This window comes from Streptomyces sp. SP17BM10 (assembly GCF_036322405.1).
Taxonomy (GTDB): domain Bacteria; phylum Actinomycetota; class Actinomycetes; order Streptomycetales; family Streptomycetaceae; genus Kitasatospora.
Window position 1 is genome coordinate 1 of record NZ_JAQYXB010000637.1, and the last position, 18,551, is coordinate 18,551.

Below are 18,551 nucleotides of genomic sequence, written 5' to 3' on the forward strand. Positions count from 1 at the left end.
CCAAAAGACGCGGGGCCGGCCTGAGCCTCTACCAAGTCGTCCGCGAGCTCCAGATCCTTCTGGCGACCTGGGCCGGCGCCTGCCCCACCTGCCACCGCGACATACCCACACGAAAACAGACCTGACCAAGCCCTACTAGTGTCCTGCGCCAGAAGTTAAGCAAGCGCTGGACCGCTCCCAGCCCGTGCTGCCGATGATGCCGGGCATGCCCGAGCGACGCACCCACGACTACCTGCGGCACGGCATCACCAGCCTGTTCGCCGCCTTCGACATCGCCGACGGCACCGTCATCGGCGAACTCCATCGCCGCCACCGGGCCATCGAGTTCAGGAAGTTCCTGGTCACCATAGACAAGGCCGTCCCGCGCGAACTCGACGTGCATCTGGTGTGTGACAACTACGCCACCCACAACACCGCCGAGATCCGGACCTGGCTCGCCAAACACCCGCGCTTCCATGTCCACTTCACTCCGACCGGCTCCTCCTGGCTCAACCAGGTCGAGCGCTGGTTCGGCCTGCTGAGCTGACCGACAAACTCATCCGCCGCGGCGTCCACACCTCCGTCCAGGCCCTGGAGGACGACATCAAGGCCTGGATCACGACCTGGAACGACAACCCCCGGCCCTTCACCTGGACCAAGACCGCCGACGAGGATCGAGGGCGTGTTCGCCGGTCGTCCGGCCCGCTTCGAGGTCCTACAGCACCCGCGGCCGACGCCGCCGATGACGCTCCTACGGGCGCGGCCCGACGTAACCCGCCCGGGCCCGCATGCGCAGCGGCTCCTCGCGGTACTCCTCCACCGCGTGGGCCAGCCAGCCCGGGGTGCGGGCCACCGCGAAGACCACCTCGCCCGCCTCCGCCGGGAACCCCGCCGTCAGGGCCATGGCGGCCAGGGCGAGGTCGATGTTGGCCCGCAGCTCCGGCCGCCCGGCCGGGCCCGCGGCCGCCTCCACCTCGGCGACGGCCGCCACCACGGCCGCACCGCCGTCGAGGTGACGGACCGCGTCCAGCAGCGCGACCGCGCGGGGGTCACCCTCGGGGTACAGGCGGTGGCCGAGCCCGGGGATCGGCCGGCCCGTGCGCAGGTAGTCGGAGACCACCGGCACGGCACCGCCGGCCAGCACCTCGGCCAGCATCCGGTGCGCGAGCGGGCTGGCCGCGCCGTGCAGCGGGCCGTCGGTGGCGCCGAGCCCGGCGGAGACCACGGCGTAGGGATGGGCCCGCGCCGACGCCGCCAGCCGGGCCGCCACGGTGGAGACCGCCAGCTCGTGGTCGATCAGCAGGACCAGGGCGCGGTCCAGGCAGGCCAGTGCCCGCGGTGTGGACGCCGCCGTGGCCAGGCGGCTCCACAGCCGTGCGGCCAGCGAAGCGTCGGGGCCCGGGGCGGGATCGGGCGCGGTGCGCGGCAGCGCCTCGACCATCCCGGCGATCAGCGCCGCCCCGGCGGCGTGGACGGTCTGCTCGCGCAGGTCGAAGCGCAGCGGGTCGAGCGCGGCGGCGACGGTGGCCGAGATCCGGAGCCGATCGGGCAGCCGGATCCCGTCGGGCAGCGCGGCGGCGGCGCGGGCCAGCGCCTCGGCCGTGGCGGGCGGCACCCGCAGCTCCACCGGGGCGTCGGCGCCCAGTCCCCAGAGCCAGCCGATCGCGGCCTCGAACCCGCACCGGGAGGCCAGCTCGACGGCGTCCCGGCCGCGGTAGTACAGCCGGCCGTCCTCGATCAGCGTCAGCCCCGTCCGCACCGTGACCGGTTCGCTCCCCCACGACGCGGCGGACGCTCCACCCGCCGCCGGGCGCACCGGAGCCCGGCGGCCCCGGGCGGCCAGCTCGGCCACCTCGCGGGCGTCGAAGGTGCTGCCCTTGCCGCCCGGGGCGCGCTCACTGCTGAGCTGCCCGCGGCTGGCGTAGGCGTACACCGTCTCCACCTTGACGCCGAGCCGCTCGGCGACCTGCTGGGTGGTCAGGCGTTCGGCCATGGTCTGCCCTCGTCCTCCGGTCGGGTACCTGTGCCCCGTGTTCGCACGTCGTGATGACGATCCACAGTATTCCACATTGATTTCAATCAACGTTGACAACATGGATCAACAGTCGGAGAGTACAGAACGTCGTCGGAAACACGCACGAAGTCGCACGAGAAGGGCCACTGCCATGCCGAACACCACCGAGATCGAGGTCCCCCGCGGCCTCAAGGGCGTCGTGGTCACCGAGACCGAACTCGGCGACGTCCGCGGACTGGAGGGCTTCTACCGCTACCGCCAGTACTCGGCGATCGACCTCGCCGAACAGCGCACCCTGGAGGACGTCTGGCACCTGATGCTCCTCGGCGCACTGCCCGACGCGCCCGGCCGCGCCGCCTTCCTCGCCCGCACCACCCCGCTGCGCCGCCTGCCCGACGCACTGCGCCCGCTCCTGCCCGCGCTGGCGACGAGCACCGCGCACGGCGGCCCGCTCGGCGCGCTCGGCGCCGCGCTCACGGTCGCCGCGGCCGACCGGGGCGTCCGGCCGCTCTACGACACCGCGCCCGAGCAGCGGGTCGAGGACGCGCTGTTCGCCACCGCGCTCGTCCCCACCATCCTCACCGCGCTCCAGCGGCTGCAGCAGGGCGAGCAGCCGATAGAGCCGCGCGACGACCTCGGCTACGCGGCCAACTACCTCTACATGCTGACCGGCGAGGAACCCGAGCCGGCCAAGGCCAGGGCGATCGAGCAGTACCTGATCTCCACCGTCGACCACGGCTTCAACGCCTCGACCTTCACCGCCCGCGTGATCGCCTCCACCGGTGCCGACCTCGTCGCCTGCCTGGTCGGCGGCCTCGGCGCGCTCTCCGGGCCGCTGCACGGCGGGGCGCCGAGCCGCGCCCTCGACACCCTGGACGCGATCGGCACCCCGGAGCGGATCGACGGCTGGATCCGCGAGCACGTGCTCGCCGGCGACCGGATCATGGGCTTCGGCCACGCCGTCTACCGCACCGAGGACCCCCGCTCCCGCATGCTGCGCGGCGTCGCCGAGTCCTTCGGCGGGGAGCTGGTCGACCTCGCCGTCCAGGTGGAGGCCCGGGTCGAGGCGATCCTGGCCGAACTGAAGCCGGGCCGTGAGCTCCACACCAACGTCGAGTTCTACGCGGGCGTGGTGATGCACCTGTGCGGCCTGCCGCGGGAGATGTTCACCCCCACCTTCGCCGCGGCCCGGGCGATCGGCTGGAGCGCCAACATCCTGGAGCAGGCCGCCGACCCCAAGATCATCCGCCCGGCCGCCCGCTACACCGGGCCGTCGGCGCCGCAGCCGCTGCCGACGGCCTGAAGCGGCGCGTTGGGCCGGCGGGCGGGGCCTCTTGGTCACTCCGGGAGGCCCCGCCCGCGTCGTCCCTAGGCGCCGGCCGCCGCGGAGCGCGGCGATTGATGAGGCGATTCAGGCATGCCGACGAAACTCACCTCCGCGTCGACGGGCCTCGGTTGCCTCGCGGCATCGACGGAACCGGGCCCGTGGACGGTGAGGTCGAAGTCCCGGTGCGCCTTGGCGTCCAGCGCGAACGGCAGGTGGACGCGGCCGTCCCGGACCATCCCCCGCACCGCACCACGGCTCAGGCCGAGCCCGAGCATGAGCAGCCGCTCGACGCGGACCGGCGCGGGCAGGTCGAAGCGGACCAGCACCGTGAGCGGCGTGGGGTCGTCGAGGGCGTAGAGGGGCGTACGCGTCTCGACCTCCGACGTGCCCGTCCAGTCGAGGCGGTACCCGTGCTTCGTCGCGAGCGACGCGCTCATCGTCAACTCCCGGACCACGCCGGGGTCGTTGTTCTCGAACGCCACCAGGCGGGCGGGTTCGAGCGACGACACGTGGACGCGTTCGTGGACGGGCACCTTCGAGGTCCGGTCGCACGACGCGCAGCTCAGGAGCAGCCAGACGTCGAGCAGCTTCCCGCTCGCGTTGACCCGGATCTTCCCCGAAGCCCGGTGCCGCGCACCGGAACAGTCCGGGCAGGGCCGGACGACGGTGGGCAGGGCGGACTGACGCACGGCCCACAGGGCCTTGCGGTTCGTATTCATGACAGTGCTTGCTTTCAGGACGACCGGGAGCACGGGCAGGCCGAGCCGCAGGTCCCGGACATGACGGATGCACACGTGGGCGCGGGTCGTGGCCCCGAGGCCGAGTGGTCAGGCCGGGGGGCCAACCCGCGCGACGGGTTGGTGACAGCTACGTGGCAACCGCTACTTGTCCATGCGCCCGATCCTGAGCGATGCCGCACCCGTCCGGCAACCGGTTTTCCTTCGGACGGTCAGCGGTCCGGGCGGCCGGGGACGCGCACGGCCAGGAGGGCGACGTCGTCGTCGTTGTCCGGGGGACGGACCCGCTCCAGCAGGCGGTCGCAGAAGGAGCCGAGGGCGTGGTGCGCGAGCGCGGCGGCGTGGCGCCGCAGCCGGGTGAGGCCGGGTTCGATGCCGTCGGCCCGGGATTCGACCAGGCCGTCGGTGTAGAGCAGGAGGGTGGAGCCCGGCGTCAGCCGCACGGAGGCGTCGCCGCGGGTGACGGGCACACCGGTACCGAGGAGCAGTCCGCGCTGGGCGTCGAGGTACTCGGTCCGCCCGTCGGACGTCACGAGCAGGGGCGGCGGGTGGCCGGCGTTCGTCCAGGTCCACGTCCAGCCCTCGTCCGGCTCCGGAACGAGGTGGCCCAGGAGCACGGTGGCCGTGGTCGGGTCGGCGAGGCGGCCCATGGCGTGATCGAGCCGGTCGACCGCGCCGCTGGGCCGGTGCCGGTGGGACCAGGCGAGGGCGCGCAGCATGTTGCGCAGCTGCGCCATGCCCGCAGCGGCTTCGAGGTCGTGGCCCACGACGTCGCCGACGACCAGGGCCGTGGCACCGTCGGGCAGGCCGAATGCGTCGTACCAGTCGCCCCCGACCTGGGAGGCGTCCGGCGCGGACTCGTAGGCGGCGTGCAGTTCCACCCCGGGCACGTCGGGGAGGCGGGGCAGCAGGTGGCGCTGCATCGTCTCGGCGACCCGGCGCTGGCGCTGGTACAGGCGCGAGTTGGAGATCGCCAGCCCCGCGCGGCGGGTGATGTCCTCCAGCAGCGACAGGTCCCGGGTGGCGAACGGCACGGGGTTGCCGCCGCGCCCCAGTGTGAGGGCGCCGAGGACCTCCCGGGCCCCGCGGATCGGGGCGATGGCCGCCGAGTGCATCCCGGTGGCCGCGAACAGTTCGCGCTGGACGACGGCGATGCCGGAGTCGGGCTCTCCCCGGTAGAGCTGCGGACCGGCCAGCGAGGCGGCGCCGCCGCGCAGGGCACGCGACAGCGGCAGCTGCGACCGCGCCGTGACCGCGGGGATCGGCCCCTCCAGCTCCGGGTGCCGGACCGCCCCGCCGGGCCGGCACTCGACCACCCGGGCGCGCCGGACGTCGCCGGCGTCGTCGACGAGGTCGACCACGACCCAGTCGGCCAGGCGCGGCAGGACCAGCCCCGCCAGCCGGTCGAGGGTCTCCCCCTCGTTCATGGTGGACGTCAGCGACGTGGTGGTCTCGGCGAGCAGCGCGAGCCGTTCGAGCTCCGACAGCGAGCCCGGGGCCCGGACCGTCACGTCGTCCGCGCTCGGGTGGAACAGCACCAGCGTCGCCGTGCCGTCCTCCCCGGGAGCCGGGGTGGCGGTCCAGTGCACGGGCAGCAGCCGGCCGTCGCCGCGCTGGAAGAACACGGCCGAGCCGCTGCACGCGGCGCGGGACAGGACCGCGTCCATGAGCGGGCACTGCGCCCGCGGGCCGGTGCTCCCGTCCGGGCCGCGGTGCAGCAGGTCGTGGTGGTCGCGGCCGAGCACGTCCGCACGGTTCAGGCGCAGCAGCCGTAGGGCCCGGTCGTTCGCGGCGACGATCCGCCCGGCGCCGTCGACGACGTAGCCGCCGAGGTCGCCGAGGTCCGGCGCCACGGGTGACGGCGCGACCGGCGCCGGCTCCTGCTCTAACACGGGGTGCACCCTTCACGCGTCGGACGGACACGCACATCGGACGGAGAGGTCGGAAAGGGTACCGCAGGACGTCATCGGGGCGCAGGAGCGACGGGGCGTCCCGGGGCCGGCGCCGTGCGGGTCAGGCGGTCTCGTCGACGATCAGGGCGATCAACGCGGCCCGGCCCCCGCGGCGAAGGGCCCGCCGCTGCCGGACGGCGCCGTTGCCGTCCCGGTGGAGGCGTTCGAGCAGGAACGCGGCCCGGTCGCGGTCCCCGGTGGCCGCCAGCGCTTCGTCGACCCGGGCGAGCAGGGCCGCGGCCACCTGCCGCGCCGGCGCCGGGCGGCCGGTGAGCGGGGCGTGCAGCACGCCGGTCGTCCCGTGCCGGGCGGCGTGCCAGACCGCGGCCTGGAGGTGCTCGGGCTGGAGGTGCTCGGGCGGTCCGGACGGCTCGGCAGCCCCGGACCCCGAGTCCTCGGGCTCGGGGAACGGCCGCTGCGCGGCCGTGACGGCGCGGGCGCACAGGCCCCGGACGAGCCCCGCGAGCAGGACCGCCTCGTCGACGGTGAGCTGCACGTCCATGGCACGGACCTCCACCGTCGGGTACCGCTCGGACAGCCGGACCTGCCAGTACAGCTGTCCGGTGTCCGCGATCAGCCCCCGGTCCACGAGGGCGTGGATGCGGCGGTCGTAGTCGGCGGCGCCGGCGAACTCGGGCGGCGGGCCCGAGGCCGGCCACCGGTTGTTGACGACGGTGCGCCAGCTGGCGAAACCGGTGTCCCGGCCGTGCCACAACGGCGAGTTCGCGGCGAGCGCGGTCAGGACGGGAAGCCAGGGCCGCAGACCGTTCATCACCCGCACCCCCGTGGGGCGGTCCGGGACGCCGACGTGGACGTGCATGCCGTTGATCAGTTGCTCGTCGACCAGGGCCGGTGCGGCGCGCCGGAGCCTCAGGTAGCGGGGACTGGGGGTGACCGGCACGCCCAGACGGTCCGTGAAGGGCACGGAACCGGTCGCCGCCAGCCGGCACCCGCACCCCCGGGCGGCCTGCGCGAGGCAGTGGCGCAGGCGCAGCAGGTGCCCGCCGACCTCGTCGAGGGTGTGGCACACCGGGGTCGCCACCTCGATCTGGGCCTGGCTGAGCTCCCGTTGGACCTCGCCCGCGGTCAGGGCGCGTTGCCGGCCCGCGGCCGCCTGGACGTCGGCCGCACGCGCCACGGGCACGCCGGTGGCCGGATCGATGAGGACGTACTCCTCCTCCACGCCGATGGTGAGCACGCCGCACGGCTACCCGCCGCGCACGCGCCGAACCGCCGACCGGCGCAAGGGCTGCCGGAAGGCCCCCGTTTCCCTCCCGGGCGGCCGGGCAGGCGCCGCCCATGGACCCGTCGCAAGCACGCCGACCTCGCGCCGTGACCGTTTGCCCTTCGCGGGCCGGGGAAGACGCGGGGCGGCCCCGTCCCCGAGACGAGGCCCCGCACGGAATCCGGCCCGAGCGGCCCGACCAGCCGCCCGGGCCGTTCACGCGCCGACGGATACGAACGGGAGTGCCGACCATGGGAACGCCGCCGAATGATCCGGTGCCGCCCAACCCCACCCCGGCCCCGGGACCGGGGCCTTCTCCGGGGCCGCTGCCCGGCCCGGTCCCGACGCCCGGAGGTCCGGACCCGGTTCCGCCGGCGCCGCCCCGGCCCGGTCCCGACCCGCAGCCGCCGCCCGCACCCCGCCCCGATCCCCGTCCGGCGCCCGGCCCGCTGCCGGGCCCGCTGCCGGGTCCCGGTCCGACTCCGGCCCCCAGCGGCCGTGTCGAAGCGCGCCGGACGAGGGGCAGGCCGGCCGGCCGCGGCGCCGGGAAGCGCGTCGCCACCGCCTCGCCCGCGCCGCGGGCCAGCTCGTCGAGGTCCCGGCCTCGAGTCAGCCGAGGCCGGGACCGGCCCGGACGGGCACGGCGCGCCAGGTGTCGGCGAGCACCTCCATGACCCCGAGTCGAGCAGTCGCGCGTCCACATCCGGTCAACGCCGCCGCAGCGGGATGGGTAAGGTGCCCGGTCATGGTTGAGGACTGGCGGGACGACAGGATCGGCAGCGCCTTGAAAGGCGCGAACCCCACCGTGCTCCGGCGGCTCGACGCCGGCTTCGCGGTGATCGGCGACGTGCAGTTCCTGCCGGGGTACTCGGTCCTCCTGGTGGACGAGCCGGGCGTGGAGCGCCTGTCCGACCTCCCGCGGAGCAAACGGACGGCCTTCCTCGCGGACATGGACCGCCTGGGCGAGGCCGTGGAGCGGGCCTGCCGGCGCCTGGACCCGGAGTTCCGGCGGGTGAACCTGGAGATCCTCGGCAACACCGACGGCTTCCTGCACGCGCACGTGTGGCCCCGTTTCGCGTGGGAGAGTCCGGAACTCGTCCGCCTCCCCGTGTGGTTGTACCCGCGGGACAACTGGCGCGATCCCGCGACCGCGCTCGGTCCGGAGCACGACGCCCTGCGCGCAACCATCGGCCACGAACTCGACGCCCTGTCGGCCGCCACTCCTGCGGGCCCTCACACGTCCGCGAGTTGACGGAATCGTTCGTACTCGGGAGCATGTGTCGCTGCCCGTGATCGCGGGTGCGTCAAGGTTTCCCGGGGTGTGGGGTCATGAGGTTCGTGGTGTCCGAGCGGTACGTGCGCAAGGTCGGTCTGGCCGCCGGTGCGGCACTGGTCCTGGCGACCTGCGCGGCAGGCGCCGGCGACGCCGTGGCGGCCCCCACCGTGTCCGTGCCCGCGAGCGCGCAGCCGGCGGCGACCGGCGTCTCGATCACCGAGGGCGAGGTCGCCCAGGTGGGCCCGAAGGGCACGATCCTCTACCCGTCGGTGACGAGCTGTCTGGTCGTCACCGTCTACCTGCGGGACGGCGGAAAGGTCGGCGGCCACGCGAGCCTGTTCCAGGTGCCGGGCAAGTACCGCTCGGACGAGGTCCTGCCGGCCATCAGGCGCGCCGTCGGCGGCCGGCCGGTGCGGGCCGTCGACGTCAGCGGGGCCGTCGGGGCCTGGAACCCCTCGTACTTCGAGAAGGCCGTCGAGCAGTACACCGACGGGGCGGCGCCCGGACCGACGGGCGACGCCAAGGGGATCGGCGACGTGGTGGCCAGGCTCCTGGGACAGCCGCGCGGGACGGTCACCGTCCGGGACGTACCGGACGGCGACATCACCAGGTGAGCGCGGCCGGCCGACGGGCCGGCCCGGGATTCCGATGATCCACCGGACGACGGTGAACTCCCGTGGGATGCTGTGACCTTGGTCCCACCACCACGTCGATCCGGGGAGCCACCCATGCCGCTGTTCGGCAATCGCAAGAACCTTCCGAAGCCGCTCTGCGACCAGCACGGCCCGTGCAAGGCACTGGCCGAGATCTCGGTCTTCGAGGTCCGGGACCGGCTGCGACTGCTGTTCGCCCCGACCCGCGCCCTGGGCCCGGACCCGATGGCCCGCCAGGTCGACGACGAGCTGTCGCTCGTCCTGTGCGTCAACGGCGGGAAGCGGGGCGGGAAGACCGACGCCCTCTCGATAGCCGAGCACGCCGCCGACCAGTGGAGCGTCAGCCGGGCCGAGCTCTGGGAGCGGGCCTTCGCCAACCTGGCCACCGAGCAGCTCAACCGGCAGACCTTCAACGCGACCAACGGCGACGTCCTCTACGCCGTCAACGGGACGGGGGCGTGGCCCGGCGCCGCCCAGGCGCTGCGCCTGGAGCGGGCCCTGGGCGGGGTGGAGCTGCCCCAGGGCGCGCTGGTCACCCTGCCGACGAACAACGCGTTCTGCGCGGCGCCGATCCGCACCGGCTCGTCGCTGAACGCGATCCGCTTCATGATCGACCTGTCCAAGCAGCTCCAGATCAACGACCCGGCCCCGCTGACCTCGTCGATCTTCTGGTACCGGGACGGCTGGCTGGAGAACCTGAACGTCGGCGACAACGGCATGATGCGCCCGTCCGCCCGCTTCCGGGAGATGGCGAACGGCCTGCCCACCGCCTGATCCGGTCCGGGGCCCCGGCACCGGGCCCACCGCCCGGTGCCCCCACCCGTTCCGAACGGCCCGCCCTACTCCGTCCGGCGCGCCACGCCGTCGAGGAGCAGACCGAGGCCCAGTTCGAACCCGCGGTCGTCGAGGCCCGTCGCGCCCCCGCCGCGGGCGAAGGAGCCGTCCAGGGCGTCCGCGAGCGCCGGGTACTCCGGCCGGTAGGCGGCCGGTTCCCGGGCGAAGCCGGCGGTGAACGTCTCCATCGCCGAGCCCAGGACCAGGTAGTCCAGTGCCGCGGCGACCTCCGCCGCGTCCGCGGGGCCGAGGCCGGCCCTGCCCAGGAGCGCGAGCAGCGCGTCGTAGCCGCGCAGGGCGCTGTCCGCCTCGACGCGGCGGCGGGCGAGCAGCGCGATCGCGTTCGGGTGCCGCAGGAAGACGGCGCGGTAGCCGCGCGCGTACGCGGCGAGACCGGCCCGCCAGTCGGCGTCGGCGAGCGGCCCGTGGTCGATCTCGTCGTTGACCAGCCCGGAGACCGCGTCGACCAGTGATTCCTTGCTCTCGATGTGGTTGTAGAGCGACGCCGCCTTGACCCCGAGCCGGTCCGCCAGCGCGCGCATGGTCAGCCCGTCGGCACCTTCCTCGTCCACCACCTGGAGCGCGGCGGCCGCGATGCGCTCGCGGGTGAGCAACGCCCTGCTCGGTCGACCCACCGAAAATCCCCTCTTCCGCCGTCCCCGTCCAGGGGCTATGGTGCCAGACCAACAGCCGTCGCTAACTAAGTTAGTTTTATCTGGAGGGCGCCGCCCGTGGCCGAGAACACCCCCACCGACCCCACCCCACCCGTGAGCACGGACGCGGGCACCGACGCCGACCGGCTCGCCGCACTCGGCTACCAGCAGGAGCTGCGCCGCAGCCTGAGCGTGCTCGGCACCATCTCCATGGGCTTCGCCGTCGTCTCCCCGGTCGTCGGGCTGTACGCCGCCGTGCAGGTCGGCATGAGCGTCGCGGGCGGGGCCTGGGTCTGGGCGCTGCCGCTGTGCCTGCTCGGGCAGTGCCTGGTCGTCGCCGTCTACTCCGAGCTCGCCTCGCAGTGGCCGCTGGCCGGCGGCGCCTACCAGTGGAGCAGACGCCTGTCCAGACCGGCCTTCGCCTGGCTGAGCGGCTGGATGTGGCAGTTCGCCGTGATGTTCGGCAACACCACGGTCGCCTACCTCGCCTCGCCGTGGCTCTTCGCGCTGTTCGGGGCCGCCCCGACGCCCACCGAGCAGGTGCTCGTCTCGGCCGGCTTCCTGCTCTTCTGCACCCTGGTCAACGCCTACGGCATCGACTTCCTGCGCTGGTTCGTCAGCCTGGGCATCGCCGCCGAGGCCGTCGCCTCCGTCCTGGTCGGGTTCACCCTGCTGCTGGTCTTCCGCCGGCACGGCTTCTCCCTGCTCACCGACTTCCTCGACGCGCCGAAGGGGCTGGGGATCAGCGACACCGGTGCCCTGCTCGCCGCCGTGGCCGTCGCCGGCTGGGCGTTCATCGGCTTCGACGCCTGCGTGTCGACCGCCGAGGAGACCAAGGACGCGGCCCGGCAGGTCCCCCGCGCCATGTGGTGGTCGCTGCTCAGCGTCGGACTCGTCGTCATCCTCAACGCGGTCTCGGTCCAGCTCGCCCACCCCGACCCGGCCGCCGTCGTCGCGGTCACCGACCTCGACCCGGTCACCACCGCCGTCACCCACGCCTTCGGCGGCTGGGCCGACAAGCCCTTCGTCCTCGTCGTCCTGATCAGCTTCACCGCCTGTCTGATGGCCTCCCAGGGCGGCGCCGCCCGCGGCCTCTACTCCCTCGCCCGCGACGACGTCTTCCCCTTCTCCCGCCAGGTCCGCCGGATCAACCGGCACAAGGCGCCGATCGGCGGCCTCGTCGCCGCCACGGTGGTCAGCTGCGCCGCGCTGCCGCTCGGCCTGAGCACCTCGGCCATCGGCAGCCTGATCACCTTCGGCAGCGCCGCCACGTTCGTGCCCTTCTTCCTGCTCACCCTCGTCGCCCTGACCGCCCGTCTGCGCGGCACCTGGAAGCCGGCCGGAGCCGTCGGCTACGGGCGCCTCGGCACCCCGCTCAACGTCCTCGCCGTGCTGTGGACCGGCTTCGAGGTCGTCAACATCTGCTGGCCGCGCGCAATCCTCGCCCCGGCCGGAGCGCCCTGGTACCAGGTCTGGGCGGCACCGCTCGGCGTCGGCACCGTCACCCTCGCCGGCCTCGCCTACCTGCTGGCGCGCCGCCCCGACCGCCGCATGGCCCACCCCGACCAGGACCGTCCGTCCACCGACGAACTGGCGCCTGCCATCCTGTAGTACCGCGACCACCCCGAGCGGCCTCCGGGGCCGAGCGCCCCGGACCGTCCGACCGCACCACCCTGGAGACACCCGCATGACCCACCCGTTCGACGTCGTCGAGACCGGCATCGCCGAGCTGCGTGCGGCACTGGAGAAGGGCGAGGCCACCTCGGTCGGCCTGCTCGACGCCTACCTCGCCCGGATCGAGGCCTACGACCGGCCCGGCACCCCCACCGCGCTCAACTCCCTCGTCGTCATGAACCCCGACGCCCGCGCCGACGCCGAGGCCTCCGACGCCCGCCGCGCGCGGCGAGACACTCGGCCCGCTCGACGGCATCCCCTACACCGCGAAGGACAGCTACCTCGCCAAGGGCCTGACCGCCGCCGCCGGTTCACCGGCGTTCCAGCACCTCGTCGCCCAGCGCGACGCCTTCGCCATCGAGCGGCTGCGCGCCGCCGGCGCCGTCCTCATCGGCCTGACCAACATGCCGCCGATGGCCAACGGCGGCATGCAGCGCGGCGTCTACGGCCGCGCCGAGAGCCCGTACAGCGCCGACTGGCTCACCAGCGCCTACGGTTCCGGCTCCTCCAACGGCTCCGGCACCGCCACCGCGGCCTCGTTCGGCGCGTTCGGCCTCGGCGAGGAGACCTGGTCCTCGGGCCGGGCGCCCGCCTCGAACAACGCCCTGTGCGCCTACACGCCCAGCCGCGGCGTGATCTCGGTGCGCGGCAACTGGCCGCTCGTGCCGACCATGGACGTCGTCGTCCCGCACGCCCGCACCATGGCCGACCTGCTCGAACTGCTCGACGTCATCGTCGCCGACGACCCGGACACCCGCGGCGACCTGTGGCGCGCCCAGCCCTGGGTGCCGCTCCCCGCGCCGTCCGAGGTGCGACCGGACTCCTACCCCGCCCTGGCCCCCGCGGACACGGCGACGGCGCACGAGACGCTGGCCGGCAAGCGCGTCGGCGTGCCCGGGATGTACATCAACGCCGACCCCGACGCGGGCACCAACCCGGAGGGCGGCATCGGCGGCCGGACCGGGCAGCGGATCGACACGCGCGCCTCCGTCATCGCCCTGTGGGAGGCCGCCCGCCGCGACCTGGAGGCCGCCGGCGCCGAGGTCGTCGAGGTCGACTTCCCCGTGGTGACCAACTACGAGTCCGACCGCCCCGGCGCGCCCTCCCTGTTCACCCGGGGCCTCGTCGGCCGCGACTTCCTCACCGTCGAGATCGAGGACCTCTCCGCCTGGGCCTGGGACGACTTCCTGCGCGCCAACGGCGACCCCGCGCTCCCGTCCCTCGCCGGCGTCGACGGCGCCCGCATCTTCCCCAAGCACCCCGGCGAACTCCCCTGCCGCTACGACGGCTTCGACGACTCGATCGGCGACTACCCCCGCTTCGTGCGCGAGCGCCCGTACGCGTCCTTCACCGACATCCCGCTGCTCGAAGAGGGGCTGCGCGGGCTCGAGGAGACCCGCAGGATCGACCTGGAGGAGTGGATGGACGGACTCGGCCTGGACGCCGTGGTCTTCCCGACGGCCGCCGACGTCGGCCCGGCCGACATGGACGTGAACGAGGCCTCCGCCGACCTGGGCTGGCGCAACGGCGTGTGGGTCGCGAACGGCAACCTCGTCCCCCGCCACCTCGGCATCCCGACGGTGACCGTGCCGATGGGCACGATGACCGACACCGGCATGCCCGTCGGGCTGACCTTCGCGGGCCGCGCCTACGGCGACACCGCGCTGCTCCGGCTCGCCGCGGCCTTCGAGAAGACCGGGCAGCGCCGCACGGAACCGCCGCGCACCCCGCGCCTCCCGGCCTCCTGACGCGCTGACGCGCTGACGCGCTGACGTCCTGACGTGCTGACGTCCTGACAGCGAGCGGCCCGCCCCCGCCCGAACCGGGGGCGGGCGCCGTCCGGGGCGGACGGGGACGAGCTCAGCGGCCGTCCCGGCGTGGAGCCCGAGCTGATCGCCGGCTCCTGGGCTGACGGTCCGCCCGGCTCAGGTCGTCCCGCGATCGCTGCGGCCCTGGGCCGGAGCGCTCTGCGCCGACCTGGCCGCCTGCCTCTGACGGCGCCTCGCGCCCAGATAGCCCGCGAGACCGATCAGGCCGCCCGCGATGGCCGCGCCGACGAGCTTGTGCAGCAACTCGGACACAGCGACTCCTTCCCGAAGGTGGCGGAGCGGAAGACCGCGCCGCCGTTGAACACCGACGGCGTGACGTTAGGGAGGGGCGATGAAATCGCCGTGAATGCGGCCGCCCGCACCGTCGCGGGCCCACGTTCCCCCAGGTGAGAGGTGGTGCGCACGACCGGCCAGATATGGCCGCCCGCCCGTCCTGTTCCCCGGCCGACCCCCGGAACAGCATCGAGGCCTCGGCAGGAGCCGAGGAGCCGCGAAGCCGTTCGCCCCACCGGGGACCCAGACCACGGAGCAGCCATGCCGCCGAGCCCGCCCGCCGCCCCCGCACTCGACCCCCGCCAGCGCGACGTCCTGTACGCCATCGGCTGCGGCCTGACGGACGCCGAGATCGCCGCCTCGCTCGCCATCCCGGAACGCGCCGTGGCCGGCCACCTCGGCCGGATCCTGGCCACGCTCCGGCTCCGCGACCGCGCCGCCGCCATCGTCCACGCCTTCGACTGCGGCCTGGTGCAGCCCGGCCACGGCCCGCGCAGGAAGGCGGCCGACGCACCGTCACGGACCACCGTCCGCGGGGTGGCGGACCGCGCGCCCGGGGCTGGGGTGCGGATCTCCCTGCTCGGCCCGCCGCGGGCCTGGCAGGCCGGGCGGCCCGTCCCCCTGGGGCCGGTGCGCCAGCAGGCCGTGCTCGCCGCCCTGGCCCTGCGGCCGGGCCGGGCGGTGGGCACGCCCGAACTGCTGGACCGGATCTGGGGGACGGAGCCGCCGATCGGCAACGTCGTGCCGGTCTACATCTACCGGCTGCGCAAGATCCTGTGCACCGGACACGGGGCCGGCGCGGACCCGGTGATCGAACGGGAGCAGGCCGGCTACCGGCTCAACCGCAGCGCGGTCGAGGTCGACGTGGCCCACGCCGAGGAGCTGGCCGCCGCCGCGACCAGGGCCGAGCGGGCCGGCGACCTGGCCGAGGCGGTCCGCGCCTGCTCCCGGGCGCTGGACCTCTTCTACGGCGAGCCCCTGGCCGGCCTGCCCGAGCGGTTCGCCGAACTCGAGCGGCTTCGGCTGACCGAACACCGCATCACCCTGGCGCAGCGCAAGGCGGGGTGGCAGCTGCGGCTGGGCCGGACCGCCGAGGCGACCGCCGAACTGTCCGCCCTCGCCGCGGCGCACCCGCTCGACGAGCAGGTCGTCGCGCTCCTGATGCGCGCCCTGCATCAGGGCGGCCGGCCGGCCGAGGCACTGGCCGTCTTCGACCGCACCCACCGCCGCCTGCGCGAGGAACTGGGGGTGGCTCCGGGCGAGTTGCTGCGCCGCACCCGGCGGGCGATGCTGAGCGGGGCCCCGAGGACCTGAGGTGGCACCACAGGAGGAGAGCCGTGAGCGGGACACCCGAAGCACGGGACGAACCGAACCGGCCGGGCCGGTTCCTGCGCGAGCGGATATCGCGTCGATCGCCGACCTGACGTCCGGTGCCGACCCGGGGCATGGCCGGAACCCGGCGGAGTGGGGCGGGGTGCGGCGTCAGCCTGACGAGGCCCTCGCGGACTGAACCCGCCCGCCCCGCACGGCGGAACGCTCACCGAACCCCCACCGGACCTCGCGCGGATCCACACCCCCTTTCAGCCCATGGTGGGGTTTGGCTCAATGAACCACCATCCGGGTGCCGAGAAGCCAACGGGGGTGGCAGCGCTGAGGGCTGCCGCCCCCGCCGCGGGCCCGCCGGGACCATCACCGCCGACGGTACGGGTGGACACCCGATTGGAGAACGCCGGGCACATCGCTACGATCCGACAGATGATCATCTCTCATGACGTGACCGGGACAGGACCCGCCGTACTGCTGCTCCACTCCTCCGTGTGTGACCGGCGGATGTGGGACGCCCAGTGGCAGCCGCTGGCCGACGCGGGGTACCGGGTGGTGCGGTGCGACTTCCGCGGCTTCGGCGACTCCCCGCTGGCGGACGGCCCGTACAGCGACGCCGCGGACGTCCTCGCCCTGCTGGACCACCTCGGCATCGAGTCAGCCGCGTTGGTCGGCGCCTCCTACGGCGGACGGATCGCACTCACGGTGGCCGCGCTGCGCCCGGACGCCGTGTCCGCGCTGGCCCTGTTGGGGGCGGGCATGCCCGGCCACGAGCCCAGTGCGGCGCTGCGCGCCTTCGGTGCGCGCGAGGACGAGCTGATCGAGTCCGGCGACGTGGCGGCGGCCGTCGAACTGAACGTCTCGACGTGGCTGGGACCGGAGGCGGACGAGGAAGCCCGCGCGAGCGTCCGGCGGATGCAGCAGCGTGCCTTCGAGGTGCAGGCGCAGGCCACGGGCGGACCGGACCGCGAGGAGGTCGACCTCACCCGGATCACCGCCCCCACGCTGGCCGTCTCCGGTGCGCACGACCTGCCGGACTTCCGCGAGATCGCGGCCGCCCTGCCCCTCCGGCTCCCGGACGCCCGCCACCTCGAACTGCCCTGGGCCGGCCACCTGCCGAACCTGGAACGCCCGGACGAGGTGACGCGGGTGCTGATCGGATTCCTCGCGGAGAGCGCCGGAGCGCGGTAGCGCGGCTCCCCTCGGGGAAGCCTCACCCGGCGAGCTCGCGCCAGGCGGCAACGGTGCGGCGGGAGCGGCGGCGGGCGATGAGGGTGCGGCGTTCGTCCTCGGTCAGGCCGCCCCACACCCCGTAGGGCTCGCGGACCTCCATGGCGTACCGACGGCACTCCGCGAGGACGGGGCAGCGGGCACACACCGACTTGGCCTCCTCCTCACGCTGCTTCGCCGCCGCGCCGCGTTCGTTGACGGGGTGGAAGAAGACGCTGCTGTCGACGGTGCGGCAGGCGCCCCGGAGCTGCCAGGACCAGCGGTGCTCGAACGCTCCGGGGAGGCGGGTGATGTCGGCCACGAGGGGCTCCTTCCGAGCGAGCAGTGGGTTCCGCCCGCTCGTCTATCCCGATTCGCGGCGGACATGCCCAGGCGTGCGTTGACCGGGCTTCACCCAGGGCAGAACGCCACACCCTTCCCCTCGTGCCCGGGATCCATAGGCTGGAGGGGTGAGCACTCATGCGCCGAACGAAGCCCGCGTCATCCCCCTGCGCCCGAAGACCGCGCCGGCCGGCTCCGGCGGGTCGGCCGGTGCCCCGCAGCGCCCGTCCGGTGTGCCGCAGCCGCCCGAGCCGAAGGAACCGCTGTGGCGCGACCTCGTCGGCGACGTGCTGCGGCGCGAGCGGCTCGCGCAGGAGCGCACGCTGAAGGACGTCGCCGACGAGGCCCGGATCTCGATGCCGTACCTGTCGGAGCTGGAGCGAGGACGCAAGGAGGCCTCCTCCGAGGTGCTCGCGGCCGCCGCCCGCGCGCTCGGACTGGGCCTCGGCGACCTGCTCTCGCTCGCCCAGGACGACCTCGCCCGGCACGCCCGGACCAGCCGGCTCGGCCGGAAGTCGCCCACCGCGCAGTCGCGGTACGACGGTCTCTGCCTCGTGGCCTGACCGGACCGGCGGCCGGTACACCCCTGTAGTACCGGCCGCCGTGCCCGTGCCTGTGTGTCCGGCCGCGGCCCCGCGGCCCGCGGCTCAGGCGAACGCGAGCCGTCGGCTCAGCACCTCGTCGGCGATCCCGTACGCGACGGCCTCCTCTGCGGTGAGCACCTTCTCCCGGTCCATGTCCGCGCGCAGCGTGGCCACGTCGTGGTGCGTGTGCCGGGACAGGACCTCCTCCACCTGCGCGCGGATGCGCACCATCTCCTTGGCCGCGAGGCTGAGGTCCGAGACCGTCCCCTGCCGCCCGCCGCTGGCCGGCTGGCCGAGCAGCACCCGCGCGTGCTGGAGCACGAACCGCCGTCCGGGATCCCCGCCGGCCAGCAGCACCGCCGCCGTGGACGCCGCCTGGCCGACGCAGAACGTGGAGATCGGCGCCTGCACGAACGTCATCGTGTCGTAGATCGCCATCAGCGAAGTGAACGATCCGCCGGGCGAGTTGAGGTAGATGGAGATCTCACGCTCCGGGTTCTCCGACTCCAGGTGCAGGAGCTGCGCGATCACCACGTTGGCGACGCCGTCGTCGATCTCGGTGCCGAGGAAGATGATCCGCTCGTTCAGCAACCGACTGAAGACGTCGTAGGACCGCTCGCCCTGCGCGGTGCGCTCGATCACGTACGGAACCGTGTACGACCCCATG

General features: G+C 74.2%; 17 protein-coding genes and 1 pseudogene. 10 read left to right on the forward strand and 8 right to left on the reverse strand.

Annotated features, from left to right (window positions below; genetic code table 11):
• Positions 1-160 precede the first annotated feature (160 nt).
• A pseudogene (locus tag PUR71_RS27100) lies at positions 161-651 on the forward strand (IS630 family transposase); the annotation flags it as partial.
• 79 nt (positions 652-730) lie between these two features.
• Here PUR71_RS27100 and PUR71_RS27105 read toward each other — a convergent pair.
• Entirely contained in the window at positions 731-1,972 is a 1,242-nt protein-coding gene (locus PUR71_RS27105) for a citrate synthase (protein WP_329929749.1), read from the reverse strand.
• Positions 1,973-2,144: 172 nt separating this feature from the next.
• On the opposite strand from PUR71_RS27105, the gene PUR71_RS27110 reads away from it, so the two are divergent.
• On the forward strand, positions 2,145-3,296 hold the full coding sequence (locus tag PUR71_RS27110) for a citrate synthase/methylcitrate synthase (protein ID WP_329929750.1): 1,152 nt from the start codon (positions 2,145-2,147) through the stop codon (positions 3,294-3,296).
• Between the two features lie 65 nt (positions 3,297-3,361).
• Here the strand turns inward: PUR71_RS27110 and PUR71_RS27115 are convergent, their stop codons facing one another.
• From PUR71_RS27115 to PUR71_RS27125, 3 genes are all read right to left on the reverse strand, one after another.
• Complete coding sequence (locus PUR71_RS27115) at positions 3,362-4,039, reverse strand: DUF1062 domain-containing protein (protein WP_329929751.1); 678 nt, start codon at positions 4,037-4,039, stop codon at positions 3,362-3,364.
• A gap of 230 nt (positions 4,040-4,269) precedes the next feature.
• The gene (locus tag PUR71_RS27120) at positions 4,270-5,949 is read right to left on the reverse strand and encodes a PP2C family protein-serine/threonine phosphatase (RefSeq protein WP_329929752.1); all 1,680 of its coding nucleotides are present in this window, start codon (positions 5,947-5,949) and stop codon (positions 4,270-4,272) included.
• Positions 5,950-6,070: 121 nt separating this feature from the next.
• Complete coding sequence (locus tag PUR71_RS27125; protein WP_329929753.1) at positions 6,071-7,207, reverse strand: carboxylate-amine ligase; 1,137 nt, start codon at positions 7,205-7,207, stop codon at positions 6,071-6,073.
• Between the two features lie 772 nt (positions 7,208-7,979).
• Here PUR71_RS27125 and PUR71_RS27130 point away from each other — a divergent pair.
• The 3 genes from PUR71_RS27130 (at position 7,980) to PUR71_RS27140 (ending at position 9,937) form a co-directional block, all read left to right on the forward strand.
• On the forward strand, positions 7,980-8,486 hold the full coding sequence (locus PUR71_RS27130) for a diadenosine tetraphosphate hydrolase (RefSeq protein ID WP_329929754.1): 507 nt from the start codon (positions 7,980-7,982) through the stop codon (positions 8,484-8,486).
• A 77-nt stretch (positions 8,487-8,563) separates the two neighbouring features.
• Positions 8,564-9,124, forward strand: coding sequence for a hypothetical protein (locus tag PUR71_RS27135; protein ID WP_329929755.1), 561 nt, complete (start codon positions 8,564-8,566; stop codon positions 9,122-9,124).
• Positions 9,125-9,238: 114 nt separating this feature from the next.
• Positions 9,239-9,937, forward strand: coding sequence for a hypothetical protein (locus PUR71_RS27140; RefSeq protein WP_329929756.1), 699 nt, complete (start codon positions 9,239-9,241; stop codon positions 9,935-9,937).
• A 65-nt stretch (positions 9,938-10,002) separates the two neighbouring features.
• Here the strand turns inward: PUR71_RS27140 and PUR71_RS27145 are convergent, their stop codons facing one another.
• Positions 10,003-10,632 carry a TetR/AcrR family transcriptional regulator gene (locus tag PUR71_RS27145; RefSeq protein WP_329929757.1) on the reverse strand — a complete coding sequence of 210 codons (630 nt, stop codon included), beginning with the start codon at positions 10,630-10,632 and terminating at the stop codon, positions 10,003-10,005.
• A gap of 96 nt (positions 10,633-10,728) precedes the next feature.
• Here PUR71_RS27145 and PUR71_RS27150 point away from each other — a divergent pair, with 96 nt between their 5' ends.
• On the forward strand, positions 10,729-12,261 hold the full coding sequence (locus PUR71_RS27150; RefSeq protein ID WP_329929758.1) for an APC family permease: 1,533 nt from the start codon (positions 10,729-10,731) through the stop codon (positions 12,259-12,261).
• Positions 12,262-12,578: 317 nt separating this feature from the next.
• Positions 12,579-14,072: an amidase gene (locus tag PUR71_RS27155; RefSeq protein WP_329929921.1), complete on the forward strand. Its 1,494-nt coding sequence runs from the start codon at positions 12,579-12,581 to the stop codon at positions 14,070-14,072.
• 177 nt (positions 14,073-14,249) lie between these two features.
• Here PUR71_RS27155 and PUR71_RS27160 read toward each other — a convergent pair whose 3' ends face one another.
• Complete coding sequence (locus tag PUR71_RS27160) at positions 14,250-14,405, reverse strand: hypothetical protein (RefSeq protein WP_329929759.1); 156 nt, start codon at positions 14,403-14,405, stop codon at positions 14,250-14,252.
• Positions 14,406-14,687: 282 nt separating this feature from the next.
• Between PUR71_RS27160 and PUR71_RS27165 the strand changes: the two genes are divergently transcribed.
• The gene (locus PUR71_RS27165) at positions 14,688-15,740 is read left to right on the forward strand and encodes a BTAD domain-containing putative transcriptional regulator (protein WP_329929760.1); all 1,053 of its coding nucleotides are present in this window, start codon (positions 14,688-14,690) and stop codon (positions 15,738-15,740) included.
• A gap of 441 nt (positions 15,741-16,181) precedes the next feature.
• A complete protein-coding gene (locus PUR71_RS27170) occupies positions 16,182-16,940 on the forward strand; it encodes an alpha/beta fold hydrolase (RefSeq protein ID WP_329929761.1) in 759 nt (252 codons plus the stop codon).
• Positions 16,941-16,962: 22 nt separating this feature from the next.
• On the opposite strand, the gene PUR71_RS27175 is transcribed toward PUR71_RS27170, so the two are convergent.
• On the reverse strand, positions 16,963-17,280 hold the full coding sequence (locus PUR71_RS27175) for a WhiB family transcriptional regulator (RefSeq protein ID WP_329929762.1): 318 nt from the start codon (positions 17,278-17,280) through the stop codon (positions 16,963-16,965).
• A 148-nt stretch (positions 17,281-17,428) separates the two neighbouring features.
• Here PUR71_RS27175 and PUR71_RS27180 point away from each other — a divergent pair, with 148 nt between their 5' ends.
• A complete protein-coding gene (locus PUR71_RS27180; RefSeq protein ID WP_329929763.1) occupies positions 17,429-17,863 on the forward strand; it encodes a helix-turn-helix domain-containing protein in 435 nt (144 codons plus the stop codon).
• Positions 17,864-17,947: 84 nt separating this feature from the next.
• Here PUR71_RS27180 and PUR71_RS27185 read toward each other — a convergent pair whose 3' ends face one another.
• Positions 17,948-18,550 (reverse strand): ClpP family protease, encoded by a 603-nt coding sequence (locus tag PUR71_RS27185; RefSeq protein ID WP_329929764.1) that lies wholly within the window; start codon positions 18,548-18,550, stop codon positions 17,948-17,950.
• Between the last annotated feature and the right edge of the window lies 1 nt (position 18,551).